Below are 14,463 nucleotides of genomic sequence, written 5' to 3' on the forward strand. Positions count from 1 at the left end.
GCCACCATGAACATTGAATTCCCCTACCGCATCGCCACCAACGGCCGGACCGCCACCACGGACGATTGCGACCATGTACGGGACATGATCGAACTGCTGCTGTTCACCCACCCCGGCGAACGTGTCATGCGCCCTGACTTTGGAACGGGGCTGCTGCATTTCGTCCACTGCCCTAACAGCCCGGAACTGGCAGCGGCATTGCAGTTGACCGTGCAGGCGGCGATTTCGCAGTACCTGGGTGATGTCATTGATGTACGAGAATTGCGCATCGAGTCGTTGGATGCACAGCTGCGGGTGTCGCTCGTCTACACCCTGCTGTCCACGGGTACGGAACACGCCCAGTCGTTCCCCAGGAGCCCATCATGACGCCCCCGATCTGCTCATCCGACACGCAGCAAATCTGTGGCACCGATACGCGACGCCTGCAGGTGCGCGCAAGCGATACCCTCGCCGGCATCGATTACGTCGAGGTCTATCCCGACGGGGTGACCCTGTGCGTGCATTTTTTCGGGGCCATGCCCAGGCAACTGAGCGCCGCCAACGTGGTGATCGAGGGTGGCGTGCGGGTCCGTGATGTGGCAGTCGTCAGCGTCAGGTTCCACGAACATGACGATGGCGATCCCTGCCTGTTGATCGCTGTCGACAAAACCGGTGACTTCTCACATTACTGCGTTTGCCTGATCCGACCTTCCGCCAGCGTGGTGCAATGCTCCTACAACGAGCAACCCCCCATTCGCCGGGCTGTGCCCCAAGGTATCGACCCGCGCTATGCCTGCGCCTCGTTCCTGTTTCACATCGATTGCCCGGATACCTCGGACTGCAAGCCGCTGCCCTGCCCGGCAACCAGCAGGCTACCGCCGCCAACGATTGATTACCTGGCACGAGACTTCGAGAGTTTTCGCCGGCTGTTACTCGACAGGCTGGCGCAGACCTTACCGCAGTGGGCGGAGCGACATGCGCCGGACCTTGGGCTGACGCTGGTCGAATTGCTCGCGTATGTGGCAGACCAATTGAGCTACCAGCTCGACGCCGTGGCGACCGAAGCATTCCTGCAGACTGCCAGGCGCAGGATTTCGGTGCGACGCCACGCCCGGCTGGTGGACTACTGGATGCACGAAGGCTGCAACGCCCGCGCTTGGCTAACGATCGGCACAGACACCGATCAGAGCTTGAAGCTTTCGGACCTGGCGTTCGCGGCCTTCGAGGGCGATTGGACACAGCCAGGCAGCGGGCCAATGGACTGGCAGGCGCTCAAGAAACATCCTCAAGCCGTCATCTTCGAGCCGATTCAAATAGGCGCCAGCGATACCTTCGAGGTCATCGCGGCGCACAGTGAAATGCATTTCTACACCTGGCAGCGCAGTGCGTGCTGCCTGCCGGCGGGCAGTACACGGGCAACGTTGTGCGATGAGCCACCGTCAATAGGGCGCAATGTCGAGTCGAACGACGACATCGGCGATGGTTATCTACCGTTCTTCGAGGGCGATGACGAAGGTCCTCCCTACCATCTGCGCCTCAAGCCAGGGGATGTGCTGATCTTCGAAGAAACTCGCGGCTGCGCCACGGCCGCCACTGCCGACGCCGATCCGAACCGACGGCATGTGGTGTGTCTGACCAGCGCACTGCCCACGGTTGATCCGTTGACCCATGTCCGTATCTGGGAAATTGAATGGCATCCGGGGGACGCCCTGCCCTTTGACTTGCGATTGACGGTGCGCACGACGCCGGATAACGGTGGCCAGGTCGATGCTGGCCTTGCCGACAACCCCGTTGCGCGGCAGTGGTGCGAGGACGTTCCGGCGGCTGTGGCTCGTGGCAATGTGCTGCTGGTTGATCATGGTCAAACACTTGATAAGCACGAGGAGAAAGTCTGGGAGGTTGGCGTTGAAGATGAGGACCTCTGCTGCCTGTGTGACGGCGCCAACATCGAGCTGCACCGGCAGCCAAAACGCCTTGAAATCACCCTGGATCACACGCCCCTCACCCACGCCGAACCGCTTCGCGAAGTCATTACCTGCGCCAGTGCAGTGAATCAGCGCAATGCACGCGATGCCGTTCCCGCGGTGTGTTTGCTGGCCGAGCCAACACCCAGGGAGGGTGAACCCGCAGTAGACCCTCAATGGACCAACGACCCAGCCTGGCATCCGGTACGTGATCTGCTGGCAAGCGGCCCTGAAGATCGGGATTTCGCTGTGGAGTTTGACGACGAAGGCTTGGCGCACCTTCGTTTTGGTGACGGTCTCAATGGTCAAGCGCCTGCGCCAGGCTGGCGTTTTCGGGTTCGCAGCCGTGCTGGCAACGGGCCGTCCGGTAACGTTGGGCATGACGCTATCGTGCGCATCGCAAGCAAAAATGGCCTGTTATCGGGTGTCCGGTTCATGCCCCGCAATCCGTTACCGGCAACCGGAGGCACTGCACCCGAAACGGTCGAGCAGGTAAAGCTCCATGCGCCAAATGCCTATGGCCGTATTCTGGAACGTGCGGTGGCCGCCGAGGACTATGCTCGTATCGCTCAGGACGATGCACGTGTCCAGGGCGCCTTTGCGCAACTTTCATGGACGGGCAGTTGGTACGAGGCCTGTGTGTCACTCGATACGCTTGCACGGTATGCGTCCGAAGACCTTACCCCTGCCGTTTTCGCACGCCTGCAGCGGGTACGTCGTATTGGTCACGACCTGCGCCTGGTGTCGACCCGCCAGGTCCCGCTGGATATCGCCTTGTCGATTTGCGTTGAACCGCATTACTTGCGCAGCGAAGTGGAACATTCAGTACTTACGGTGCTATCCAACCGTACGCGAGTCGACGGCTCGCGTGGCATGTTTCACCCGGACGAACTGGGGCTCGGCGTGGATGTGTCTGCGTCGCGCATCATTGCGGCGGTGCAAGCGCTCGAAGGCGTGGCGCATGTAGAACTGGTGACATTCGCGCGCCTGTACGCCAGTCAGGCGGATGCCTTGCGTTCGCTTGAAGACAACCTCATCGCCATCGCACCCGACGAGGTCGCCCAGTTGGATAACGATCCAAACCTACCCGAGCGTGGCCGCTTGAGGTTGTTGAAGGGGGCGCGATGAGCACAAACGGAATCCATAGCAATCAACCCGGCAGCACCTGCTGCGGGGAATGCGGTTGCGGTAATTGTGGTTGCGACGACTGCAGCTGTGCATGCCCGAATGACGAGCTGACGGCGCCGGATAATCGCTCGGGCTTGAACGCTCTGAGCGTTCGCATCGGCGACTACGGTACTTTCCAAGCGAATGCGCTTCATCGACTGGCGCGCCGCGAGGCATTGCGCAACCTCGGGACCCGAGAGGCCAGTGATCCGACCATCGCTTTACTGGATGCATGGGCGATGCAGGCCGATGTACTGACCTTCTATCGCGAACGCCTGACCAATGAGAGTTACCTGCGCACGACATCCGATGAGCGCACGTTGCGTGAATTGGCCGCCCTGGTGGGATACAAGCCGCGGCCCGGTGTGGCGGCGACGGCTTACCTGGCCTATCTGCTCGACAAAACGGCGGCCCCCGTCGAAATTCCCATCGGCGCCAAATCGCAGACCGTGCCCGCCCCAGGGGAGCAGATGCAGACGTTCGAGACCAGTGAAGCGTTCGCCGCGCATGCCGACTGGAGTCAAATGTCACCCCGGCTTACCTGCCCCGCCGCTATTACGCTGAAAGACGCGTTGCTCAACCCGACTCTGCGCCTGGCCGATACCGCTCTCACCGTTCGCCCGGGTGAGCGGGTTCTGTATGTGTTTGACTGTCAGCCCGGATTTCAGGTCATGCGGGAGGTGGCGGCGTGCAGAACGGATCTTCAGGCCGGGTATGTGGAACTCAAACTCAAGGCGCGTACCGGTCTGGACAGTGAGCGAGTTGATGAATTGCTGGCTCTTCGAGACGAGATTCTCAAGGCAATGCCCGCTGAGGACAAAAACGGACATGTCGATTTACTCGAAATAGTCTCGTCGTACTTTCTCGGCTGTAGCGCCTGCGACGGGAAAGTGGCGGCCCAAAAGATTGAGCAGGTCAATGAGGGAATAGAGGTCAAGAAACGGGCAGGCAGGATGGTCGAGATTTTCGCGAAGTTCTCGCCCGTATCAGACCTGACGTTGAACCAGGCGAAGCCTTCAACCCTCGATAGCGTGCTCAACGCAAGCAGCCAGCAGCCTTCAAGGCAACTCACGTCACGCCTGCAACTACCACGCAACGCGGGAAGCGGACTGGCCGACGACGGCGGGGATCGCCTGAGTCTGCTCACCGCGTTAACGCCCGGATTGGCTTCTACCCTGCCTGCCGTCCTGGACAGCCTGCCCGTGACGCCGGTATTACGAGAGTCCTCGCCCACGGTGCACCTGCTTCGCGCCACTGCCGGCGCGTTCGGTGCGCTGGCGCCGCCTTTTATCAACAGCGATGGCAAAATCGACTATTCGACAGATTGGCCGCTCAAACAAATTGATGCGCAATTTTCGTTTCTCGATGCCGTGTACGACGCCGTGCAGCCAGACTCGTTTGTGGCGTACCAGCGTCTCTGTTCTGTGGTTCTCGAAAAGGAAGATCGGAAAGAAAAGTACTTTCACATGCTACGGTTGGCCCGAGTGGGCTCTGCCCTGGCCATCGAACGGGAGGACTATGGTGTTTGCGCAAAATCGACCCGCCTCGAACTCTGCGATCTTAAAAGCAAACCGGTGTCGATCCTGAATGAAGGTGAGATTGAACAGTTACCAAAAAACGAGATTTATCTGCGTATCCTGCGCAACACCCTCTACTACGTACAAAGCGAAGAGGTGCACCTTGCCGATTCCCCTATTGACGACGACATACCTGACGGCAAACACGGCGATCAGATCGAACTGCAGACCCGCATCGAGGGACTGCAATCAGGTCAATGGCTGATCGTCACCGGCGAAAGAACCGACATACGGGACGCCGAAGGCAGGCCGGTACCCGGCGTACACGGCGGTGAACTGGCGATGATTGGCTCGGTTGAGCACAAGGCACATAAAAAGGCGCCTGGCGATACCCTGCACACATTGCTCACGCTGGTGAACCCGCTGGCCTACTCCTACAAGCGCTCGTCGGCGATCCTTTATGGGAATGTGGTCAAGGCTTCACACGGTGAAACCGTGACAGAAGTTCTGGGTTCCGGCGATGCCCGCCGCGCGGGGCAGCGGTTCATGTTCAGCCGCTCGCCCCTCACCTTTACCACCGCGATTACTCCCGCTGGCGCCGAGGGCTCGGAAGTTGTGCGGGTCAATGGCATGCGTTACCACAACCTGTCTTCACTGCTTGACGCTGACGCGGGGACGCGCGGCTATCAGCTGGACACCAATGAGTCAGGGGCCGCTACCCTGACGTTTGGAGACGGCGTGCACGGCGTGCGGTTACCTAGTGGCCCGCAAAATGTGCAGGTCAGCTATCGCGTGGGGATCGGCGCGCCTGGTAACGCTCACGCCGAGCAAATCAGCCTGCTCGGTACTCGCCCACTGGGGGTCAATGGCGTCATCAATCCCCTGCGTGCGAGCGGGGGCGCCGACCGCGACAGCCCAGAGCGTATCCGCCGCAACGTACCGCTTGCCGTGCGCGCGCTGCCGCCAATGTCGCGCCTGGTGTCGGTCCAGGACTATGCGGACTTTGCCCGCCTGTTTGCCGGGATCGGCCACGCAGATGCCATTCGCCTGAGCGATGGCGCGCAGCAAGTGGTGCATGTGACGGTAGCCGGCGTTGATGACATTGCACTGGATCCGGACGGCGAACTGCTTGCCAATCTGAGTGCGGCCTACACACGCTATGGCGATCCCGCCTATCCCGTGGAGATCGCGGTGCGGGAGTTGAAGGCCCTGCTGATTCAGGCAAAGGTCGGCATCGATCCCGACGCGGACTGGAGCCTGGTTGAGCCTGTACTGCGCCTGCGCGTTCTTGATCACTTCAGTTTCGAGCGGCGGCATTTGGGCCAGCCTGCGTATTTGTCGGAGGTCATTGCCGTGATGCAAGGCACGCTCGGCGTTGCCTGGGTCGATGTCGATGCATTTGCTGGCGTGACCGAGGTCGAGGTACGCGGCACTGAAACGCTCAGGCAGGCGTTGAATCGACCTCGTGAAAAGGTACGGGTCGCTGCACTGCGCGGCCGGGCCAACCCGGACTGGGCGTCGAACCACTCAAGTCAAGATGCAGCGCTGGTACAACCGCGATTTCTGCCGGCCCAACTGGCCTATCTCATCCCTCAAGTGCGTGACCTACTTGTACTGAACCCAGGCTGAGGTCGAGAACTTATGTTTACCGAACCCGATGCACTTTACTGCCTTCTCCCTGCGTACATCCGCCTGCAGGATCAGAAGTCCGGCAAGGCATTGCAGCAACTGCTTGGCATCGTTGGCGAGCAAGCCGCGGCACTGGAAAAAGACCTCGAGCGCATGTATGACGGCTGGTTCATCGAGACCTGCGACGAATGGCTGATCCCTTACATCGGCGATTTGCTGGGCCTGGCGCCGTCCAACCTTTCCCTGGGCACATCAGGCGCAGAGCGCTCACTGCGTCTGCGTCGCGTCCTCTCGGCCCGCGCGGCAACGGCCAACGCCATCGCCCAGCACCGACGCAAGGGGACACTCTGGATACTTGAGGAAATCGCCCGTGATGTGGCGCACTGGCCAGCGCGCGCGGTGGAGTACCAGCGGCGACTGGTGACCACTGCGCATCTGGACCACCTGAACCTCAACCGCCAGGCCACGGCCGACCTGCATTCGGCACGCCTTCTGGCGGAACTCGACGGAGCCTTCGACGACTGTTGTCATACGGGCGATGTACGACGCATCAGCAACGCCGAGTCACGCGGTGTGTCTGGCATTGCGAACGTCGGCCTGCTTGTGTGGCGCACAAGGCCTTATGAAGTCGTCGCGACCGCGGCTTACCGACACGAAGAAGTCGGCAAACATTGCTTTACGTTCTCCGCGCTGGGTAACGACGCACCGTTGTTCCAACATCCCGTCCCCGAACTGGAACGCAGCGGTATTGCCGGTGCGGAAAATCTGCCAGTACCCCTTTACCGTTGGACGCTGGAGGCCGGCGCTCCCGGTGACGCAGGGCGAGCACAGGCCGACCCGGCGCTCTACGGCAAAGACGCTTCGCTGTATATCGAAACCATGGACTGGCCCAGTCCCGCCAATACCCTGCAGATCACCCCGGAGCGGGTCATACCCGCCGACCTTACTGACTGGAAGTACAAGGTGCCCAAGGACCATGTCGCCGTAGACCCGGTCCTTGGCCGCATCGCCTTCGCCAAGTCGCAAGCACCCAGTCAGTTGGTCAAGGTGTGGTATCGCTACGGGTTCGCGATGGATATCGGCGGTGGTCGCTATGCACGCAAGCCTTTGCCGCTGCCGCCAACGGTTGAACGCTTGCAGGTCTGGGCAAGCAAATCCACCGACCCCACCCACGTGCGCATGACCAGCATTGCACAAGCCTTCAAACAGTGGCGGGAACAACGCGAGCAAAACCAGGCCGCAGCGGCAAAGCCCCCCACGACACCGCCTTCACTGGTCATCGAACTGATGGAAAATGCCGTGTACCACGGTCGTTTCACGCTAGAACTTTGGCCCGGGGAGACGGTTGCCATCGTGGCAGGCCCTGGCGTACGCCCAGTGATCTGGCTGCCTGATGAAACCACCGACGCCGCCGATGTCATCTCCCTGCGCGGCGGTCACGGCAGCCGCATCATCCTTGACGGGCTGCTGATTGCCGGCCGCGCCTTGGAAGTCAGCAATATCGACCCGGCAGAGCATCAGGCCCAGGCGCCAGGCGAGCTGTGTGAACTGTGGATACGCCACAGCACATTGGTGCCAGGCGGCTCGCTCCACCCCAACTGCGAACCCTGTGCACCTTCGCGGCCCAGCATTGTCGTGGATAACACCCGTGCCTGTGTGCGAATTGAATCGAGCATCGTCGGTGCGATTCAGATTCTCAATGACACAGACTTGCGTGAACCAACCCCCATTAACCTCTGCGACAGCATCGTCGATGCCACCGGCAATCAGCGCGTGGCAATCGGGGGCGCAGCCGGTGAGATCGGCTATGCACAGTTGAAGGTGTTGCGTTGTACCTTGGTCGGCACTGTTTGCGTGCATGCCCTGCAGTACGCTCAGGACAGCATTTTCAGTTCACGCGTGACCGTTGTGCGCCGTCAAACGGGCTGCCTGCGTTTTTGCTACGTACCACCCCAATCGCGCACACCTCGACGCGTTGCCTGCCAACCGGACGACACTTTGCAGGCATCCGATGGCAGGCAACGGGTCATCCCTCACTTCGAAAGCCAGCGCTTTGGCACGCCGACCTACCTGCGTCTGACCGAGTGCACGTCACCGCTGATCAGGTGTGGTGCTCACGACGAATCCGAGATGGGCGTGTACCACGACCTGTTCGAACCGCAGCGGCTGGCAATGCTTAGTGATCGGCTGGCGGAGTTCGTGCCGGCAAGCTGCGATGCAGCGGTTATTTTTGCTTCATAAAGGAGACAGCCATGCGTGGAGATTACGATCGTGTGACATTCGATCCGACAGACTGCTTCGCGAACGTGTTGTTACAGCAAGGACGTCTCTTGCTTGCAGCTGACTTCAATGAGCAGAGTGCCATTTACCAGCATTTTCTGCGCACCTTGATCGTAGACATCTACGGCAGTCGTTGGCGTCCACACGGCGGCTTTGTGCTGAATTTGACAAATGGCACGGTGAACATCACACAGGGGCGTTATTACGTTGATGGAATCCAGTGTGAGAACCCGGATGACTGCACCTTTGGCCATCAACCTTTCGCACCGACGCCCGAAACCCCGGCCATGCTGGAAACATTCAAGGAAGCGTCGAACAACACGCAGATCTTCTTCTATCTCGATTGCTGGGAACGCCATGTTACCTGGCTGAACTACCCGCGCTTGCGCGACACCGCGCTAGGCGGTCCGGATACCGCCACACGCCTGCAAATCGCCTGGCAGGTGCGGCCGCTCACTGTAGGCCTCATCGTCGAACAGCTTGAGAATGTATTGAAGGCATTGAACAACCGCACTGGAGAAAGCGGCGATCAACTCGTCGCCACGAAAATCGCCGATAGCAAAACAATCCTCGACGCCGCGCACTCTAAGAACCTGGACTTCGATCAGGTCAATCTTCTTTTAGAACTGTTCGCGATGGCCCCTCCTCGCCTGAGTGCCGAAACCAGGCGGGGCGCCGATCAACCCGACCCTTGCGCCATTGCGCCGGACGCTCGCTACCGTGGTCGTGAAAATCAGCTCTACCGCGTTGAAATCCACCGTCCAGGATTGCCACAGGACGAAGGGGCCACCTTCAAGTGGTCCCGCGAATCCGGGTCGGTGGCGTTCAAGGTGCTGGATGTCACTTTCGATCTGAAAAACAAAAGTGTGTGTGTTCACCTGGAAAGCCTTGGCCATGATCGACGTACCGGGCTATGCGAGGGTGATTGGGTCGAGTTGAGCGATACCGATGCCGAGCTTCAGCAATGGGCGTGGCCGCTCCAGCAAATCAAAAAAATCGACCGCCAGCGTCGCCTGGTGACGCTTGAATACCTTAAGGGTTCTCCAGAGATTAACCTGGAGCGCCAACCCATTCTTCGCCGCTGGGACCACTGCGAACATCCGGACAATCCATTGTCCGACGGTGCAATCCCCGTCATTGAAGGCGAGCGGATTGAACTTGAGCGAGGCATCGGCATTCATTTTGAGAAAGGTGGACTGTATTGCACCGGCCATTACTGGTTAATCACCGCCAGGGTTACCGATGGGATCGAATGGCCCATGAAAGGCGGCCAACCTGTCGCTTGTGAGCCACATGGCGTCCATCATCACCGCGCCGTCGTGGCCATCATTGAGCGGAGCTCAAATAATAAGGGTTGGACGGAGAAGGCAGAGAAGACTGTACAGAAAAAAAAGCCAAGCCGACTTCAGCATTATCCCGCACGGGACGTCTGAACAGGCGTCATGGAGATTTTCAGGTATGGCAGAAATCATTCTCATACCTGCAACTGGCCAGGAACACGAAAGCGCCGGTACCTTTGAGCGGATTTGGCGATCCAACGATTCGGGACGTGGCTGTCCGCAAGTTAGCGTTAGTAATGCAGTCCATGGGCGACGAGCAGGGAGAAGGGAGCTGTCCCTAACTCAAATTGGAGATAGCTCAGAAGATATTGGAGGCTTTGTTTATGAACTGTTTTTGGCGAACTTAGAGCATCCGCAAAGAGGGGAAATATTTGATTTATCAATTATTTGCCATCACTGTGAACATCTGACATGGCCCATTAGTTAAATTGTGTTTGCAGGTTCCGCCGAACCACCGCTGATTGGCGCCCTTGCTTCACTCCCACGGTTGCTTCGAGCCTCCATTTAGGTAAATTGAGACGTCTTGTTGAGTAACGAGCAGCTCTATGAAAAAAGCTGGGCTGGAGCCCCGATCACTACTGACTGAGGATGGTGAAGTCGCGTCCCGCACTCCTAGCGTCGCATGTCCTCAGGCCCAAACCGCCCTGATATGGAGCTTTCTAGCCACATTTCCTGATGCCGTGAAGGCCGTAGAGAGCTACGTCCATTTCTGCGCGTATATTGACAGCCTTTCCTCAGCGACCCGCAGCAAATCGCAAAGCGCTGACTGCCAAGTACGCAGGCCGGACGACCCTGACGCCCGATGAAATGCTCGAGGTCAGCAAGACCGTCGTACCCGTCCTTCGCTACCTGACTCGCAGCGAGCAGTACCGCGAGGCGAAGAAGAAGCAGACCAAGGTCACGCGCAGCGTCAATGGGCCCGTGCACCCATTCCCCATCCGCAAACAGCGAGAGAGCCGCCATGGGCGCCCAGTGGAAAGCCAAACCCAAAGAAGTCGCCGCCGGCTTCGATGGCGGCCAGTTCGGCGTCGGCATCGGCGCTGGCCGGTCTAGGCAGCGGCCCAAACTACAGCCAGCGACCCGCCGGATTCCCAACCGGCCGGCCTATCGGCCACGGACCACGCGGCGGTTTTCCTGAGGCTTCGGGGTCGAACCACTATGCTTTTCAGGGAGTCCCCGATTACGGCCAGCCTGCAATGCCGGCCGTCGCTGTTGCGGTCTTCTGCTGAATCCACCTGGCAACCGAGGAGATACGGCCATGACCTTCAGACTAAGCTCTGCGGCATTCGCGCCCAACGAATCGATCCCCGCGATACACAGTTGCGATGGTCGGGATCTTTCTCCCCCCCTGAGCTGGACGGAGCCGCCGGCCGACACCAGGAGCCTGGCCCTGATTGTCGACGACCCGGACGCACCCGACCCCGCCGCGCCGAAGATGACCTGGGTCAATTGGCTGCTGTACAACCTGCCACCCACTGCCGGCATCCTGCCCGAGGGGGTGACGGACAAGAACCTGCCGCCGGGTACCCTGCAGGGACTCAATGACTGGCAACGAACCGGTTACGGCGGGCCCTGTCCGCCGATTGGCAATCACCGTTATTTCCACAAACTCTATGCCCTGGATACGGTGCTTGCCGACCTGCGACACCCGACCAAGAAGATGCTGGAGCAGACGATGTCGGGGCACATCCTGGCCCAGACGGAGCTGATAGGCCGCTATCAGCGGCATCGCTAGGAGCCTATTCAGCGTGGCGGGCGAGTCTGGAGCCGAATCGCTGCCGAGCAAGGGGCGGTCTTGCCGGTCACTCCTCCTCCAGCCCCGGATGGATCAGGCAGTACGGCCGCAGACCCTCGGCCCGAACATGGCGGAGCACGGCCTGGGGCGCGGCGAAGATCTGCTCGGACTGTACGGCGAAGCCCATCGCCGTCAGTTGGCGGTGGATCGCCACGGCGGGCAGGGCGAGAGCGGCGGCGACTACCTGGCGGGCATTGCCCTGGCCCTGGGCGCGGCGCTGCTCTATGCAGTGGCGGCGCTCATCATCAAATGGCTGGGTGGCATGCCGCCGCACCTGATCGCGCTGATCCAGGTCTGCACCGGCAATACGCCGCGAGATACCCGACCCAGACGCAGGGAATCGGTGCCAACTGCGCCGCATACCGAGCCTGGCGGCCATCTCGTGCAGTTCGCCATCCGTTGTTGCGATCATGTGGCACATCTTCATGCCTCTGTACGGCCACTGCATATCATCGACATAGACCGGCATCGGTTGCCGAAAATTCGACCAGCACAGGGTTGTCTTCCCGCACGTCACCTGCAGCCCGCCGAGCTGAGCTAACGTTATACAGACCAGACTATCCCCCAGGGGGGCCACTATGGATCCGAAACCCGGCGGGCAGCGTTTCTGTCTCTATACGCCAGAGCAGCTCGACAACATCATGGAGGCGATGGCCAGGCAGACAGTCGCCCTACTCTCCCCTCAGCGGCAAACGGTACTGATCGGCATCCTAAGGCGCGGCGAGCCACTGGCGCGCATGCTGCAGCAGCGCCTGGTGCAACAGTTCGGGTTGCCCGAGTTGCCGCTCTACCCGCTCAAATTGAAGCGCTACGCCGATGATCTGACGCTGTTGTATGCCCAAACCGCGCTGACCGAAAACCCGGTATTGGCGACACTGGATCTGCCCCGAACCCGCCTGCTGCTGGTCGACGACGTCCTGTATGAGGGCCATTCTCTGTTGCGCGCGAGCAGCTACTTGGCGCAACTGGGCGCCAACGAGATCCGCACTGCGGTCTTAGTCGATCGTTGCGTGTGCAAACAGCCGATACAGGCCGACATCACCGGGCTGCGCCTGCAGGTGGCACCTAGCGATATCATCGAATGCAACGTGCCCCCCTACGAGACGGAGTTTCGTATCGATGTGCTGCGGCTCGCCCCTCATTCGGGCTGAGGTTGCAGGTGGTTCAGCAACCAACTGCCGGCCAGTTCGGCCACCACCTCGAGCTTGCCCGGTTCTTCGAACAGATGGCTAGCGCCCGGCACTACCTCCAAGCGCTGCGGGCCTTGCAGTTGCCGGGCGGACTCGCGGTTCAGCGCGAGCACGGTGTCATCCCACTCGCCAACGATCAGCAGGGTCGGTGCCTTGACCTGTTGCAGTGCCGGCCCGGCCAGATCGGTGCGGCCACCGCGTGAAACCACCGCCGCGACAGCGCTCGGCCGCTCCGCAGCCGCCTTCAGGGCCGCGGCGGCGCCGGTACTGGCGCCGAACAGTCCGATTGGCAGCTGGCGTAACTCCTCGTCGTGGCGCAGGTGGTCGATCACGGCTAGCAGCCGCCGCGTCAACAGCGCGATATCGAACCGAAACTCACGGCTGAGCATATCGATGCGATGCTCGTCCTCGGTCAACAAATCGAGGAGCAGCGTGGCAAGCCCAAGGTGATTGAGGTAATCTGCCACCATTCGATTGCGCGGGCTGAACCTGCTGCTCCCGCTGCCATGGGCGAATAGCACGATTGCGCTGGCGTCGGCAGGCAGAGTCAGATCGGCGTCCAACTCGGCATCCGCCAGGGGCAAGCTCAGACTCCGGTGTTGCAGCCACTGTTCTTGGTTCATGTCGATAGGCTCCAATTAAGCGGGCTCCTCGCAAGTCATCCTGACTTGTTCGGAACGCAGCGAGTCCACTACAGACCCTGACTCGGCTCACGACTAGCCAAGACTCAGGTCTTTGCTTTGCAGACAGAACAGCCCTCCACGATCACGCACTACGGCCTGTCACCCGGCATTCCAGCGACTGCGCGCAGGGCTATTGCGCAGCGTCACGCAGTTCCCTCCGCCAAGCCTGGCTCAGCAAGGTCTTCACCTCCTCATCCGTGGTCTGGCCGAAATCGAGGTACCACTGGCCAATGGAAAAGAAGGGCTCTGGGGCGAGCGGACAGATCAGTTGATCGACCAGAGGGCGCAGCATCGCCAGCGTCTCCACGGGCGCGACCGGTACGGCGACTACGATGCGCGCCGGCGCCTGCTGGCGTACCGCCGCAATCGCCGCACGCATGGTGGCACCGGTCGCCAGTCCGTCATCGACCAGTATCACCCGTTGCCCGGCCACGGCTGGCGCGGGACGTTCGCCCCGATAGGCCAGGTCACGGCGCTGCAGCTCCAGAACTTCCTCTTGCACGGCCGCGTCGATGGCCGCTGGGGGTATGTGCAGGTGACGGATGACATCATCGTTCAACACCTGCACGCCGCCGCTGGCAATGGCGCCCATCGCCAGCTCCTTATGACCGGGCGTGCCTAGTTTGCGCACCAGCATCAAATCCAGCCGCAGGGCCAGTGCGCTGGCAATTTCATAGGCGACCGGCACGCCGCCCCGTGGCAAGGCCAGCACGAGCACATCGGCTTGCTCGCGCCACGCCGCCAACGCCGCGGCCAGGGTCTGGCCCGCCTCCACCCGGTCACGAAACGGAATATCCCACTTCATGTCTTCGGCTCCTCAGTGTCCAACTATGCGCCTGATTTTCGCTGTTTGCCTTGCTCCCTATCGGTTTCTCGGCGGCAATAAGACCCTGCACTGTCACGAAAGCGCCATGGATTC

9 protein-coding genes and 2 pseudogenes are annotated in these 14,463 nt (G+C 60.6%); 8 read left to right on the top strand and 3 right to left on the bottom strand.

The window, feature by feature from the left end:
* Window positions 1–6 precede the first annotated feature (6 nt).
* The 7 genes and pseudogenes from GUY40_RS00775 to GUY40_RS00805 form a co-directional block, all read left to right on the top strand.
* The gene (locus GUY40_RS00775; RefSeq protein WP_166567028.1) at window positions 7–366 is read left to right on the top strand and encodes a GPW/gp25 family protein; all 360 of its coding nucleotides are present in this window, start codon (window positions 7–9) and stop codon (window positions 364–366) included.
* Window positions 363–3,071 (top strand): putative baseplate assembly protein, encoded by a 2,709-nt coding sequence (locus GUY40_RS00780; protein ID WP_166567029.1) that lies wholly within the window; start codon window positions 363–365, stop codon window positions 3,069–3,071. The genes GUY40_RS00775 and GUY40_RS00780 overlap by 4 nt, the downstream gene beginning before the upstream one ends.
* 134 nt (window positions 3,072–3,205) lie before the next feature.
* Complete coding sequence (locus tag GUY40_RS00785; protein WP_166567030.1) at window positions 3,206–6,256, top strand: putative baseplate assembly protein; 3,051 nt, start codon at window positions 3,206–3,208, stop codon at window positions 6,254–6,256.
* 12 nt (window positions 6,257–6,268) lie between these two features.
* Window positions 6,269–8,497: a hypothetical protein gene (locus GUY40_RS00790; RefSeq protein ID WP_166567031.1), complete on the top strand. Its 2,229-nt coding sequence runs from the start codon at window positions 6,269–6,271 to the stop codon at window positions 8,495–8,497.
* Between the two features lie 11 nt (window positions 8,498–8,508).
* Window positions 8,509–9,969 carry a DUF6519 domain-containing protein gene (locus GUY40_RS00795; RefSeq protein WP_166567032.1) on the top strand — a complete coding sequence of 487 codons (1,461 nt, stop codon included), beginning with the start codon at window positions 8,509–8,511 and terminating at the stop codon, window positions 9,967–9,969.
* Window positions 9,970–11,134: 1,165 nt separating this feature from the next.
* Window positions 11,135–11,611 carry a YbhB/YbcL family Raf kinase inhibitor-like protein gene (locus GUY40_RS00800; RefSeq protein ID WP_166567033.1) on the top strand — a complete coding sequence of 159 codons (477 nt, stop codon included), beginning with the start codon at window positions 11,135–11,137 and terminating at the stop codon, window positions 11,609–11,611.
* Between the two features lie 202 nt (window positions 11,612–11,813).
* Window positions 11,814–11,975 (top strand): annotated as a pseudogene (locus GUY40_RS00805) (EamA family transporter); the annotation flags it as partial.
* A gap of 96 nt (window positions 11,976–12,071) precedes the next feature.
* Here the strand turns inward: GUY40_RS00805 and GUY40_RS28645 are convergent.
* Window positions 12,072–12,140 (bottom strand): annotated as a pseudogene (locus GUY40_RS28645) (DUF4031 domain-containing protein); the annotation flags it as partial.
* A 109-nt stretch (window positions 12,141–12,249) separates the two neighbouring features.
* Here GUY40_RS28645 and GUY40_RS00815 point away from each other — a divergent pair.
* Complete coding sequence (locus GUY40_RS00815; RefSeq protein WP_166567034.1) at window positions 12,250–12,822, top strand: phosphoribosyltransferase; 573 nt, start codon at window positions 12,250–12,252, stop codon at window positions 12,820–12,822.
* Here the strand turns inward: GUY40_RS00815 and GUY40_RS00820 are convergent.
* Both GUY40_RS00820 and GUY40_RS00825 read right to left on the bottom strand, forming a co-directional pair.
* Window positions 12,810–13,484, bottom strand: a complete 675-nt coding sequence (locus GUY40_RS00820; RefSeq protein ID WP_166567035.1) for a dienelactone hydrolase family protein — start codon at window positions 13,482–13,484, stop codon at window positions 12,810–12,812. The genes GUY40_RS00815 and GUY40_RS00820 overlap by 13 nt on opposite strands.
* Window positions 13,485–13,674: 190 nt before the next feature.
* Window positions 13,675–14,349 (bottom strand): phosphoribosyltransferase, encoded by a 675-nt coding sequence (locus tag GUY40_RS00825; protein WP_166567036.1) that lies wholly within the window; start codon window positions 14,347–14,349, stop codon window positions 13,675–13,677.
* Between the last annotated feature and the right edge of the window lie 114 nt (window positions 14,350–14,463).

This window comes from Pseudomonas sp. R5(2019), from assembly GCF_009905435.1.
Lineage (GTDB): Bacteria > Pseudomonadota > Gammaproteobacteria > Pseudomonadales > Pseudomonadaceae > Aquipseudomonas.

Excerpts from the sequence above, each read along its gene's own strand:
- GUY40_RS00775 (WP_166567028.1), top strand. The coding sequence starts at position 7 with ATGAACATTGAATTCCCCTACCGCATCGCCACCAACGGCCGGACCGCC.
- GUY40_RS00780 (WP_166567029.1), top strand. The coding sequence starts at position 363 with ATGACGCCCCCGATCTGCTCATCCGACACGCAGCAAATCTGTGGCACC.
- GUY40_RS00790 (WP_166567031.1), top strand. The coding sequence starts at position 6,269 with ATGTTTACCGAACCCGATGCACTTTACTGCCTTCTCCCTGCGTACATC.
- GUY40_RS00795 (WP_166567032.1), top strand. The coding sequence starts at position 8,509 with ATGCGTGGAGATTACGATCGTGTGACATTCGATCCGACAGACTGCTTC.
- GUY40_RS00800 (WP_166567033.1), top strand. The coding sequence starts at position 11,135 with ATGACCTTCAGACTAAGCTCTGCGGCATTCGCGCCCAACGAATCGATC.
- GUY40_RS00815 (WP_166567034.1), top strand. The coding sequence starts at position 12,250 with ATGGATCCGAAACCCGGCGGGCAGCGTTTCTGTCTCTATACGCCAGAG.
- GUY40_RS00820 (WP_166567035.1), bottom strand. The coding sequence starts at position 13,484 with ATGAACCAAGAACAGTGGCTGCAACACCGGAGTCTGAGCTTGCCCCTG.
- GUY40_RS00825 (WP_166567036.1), bottom strand. The coding sequence starts at position 14,349 with ATGAAGTGGGATATTCCGTTTCGTGACCGGGTGGAGGCGGGCCAGACC.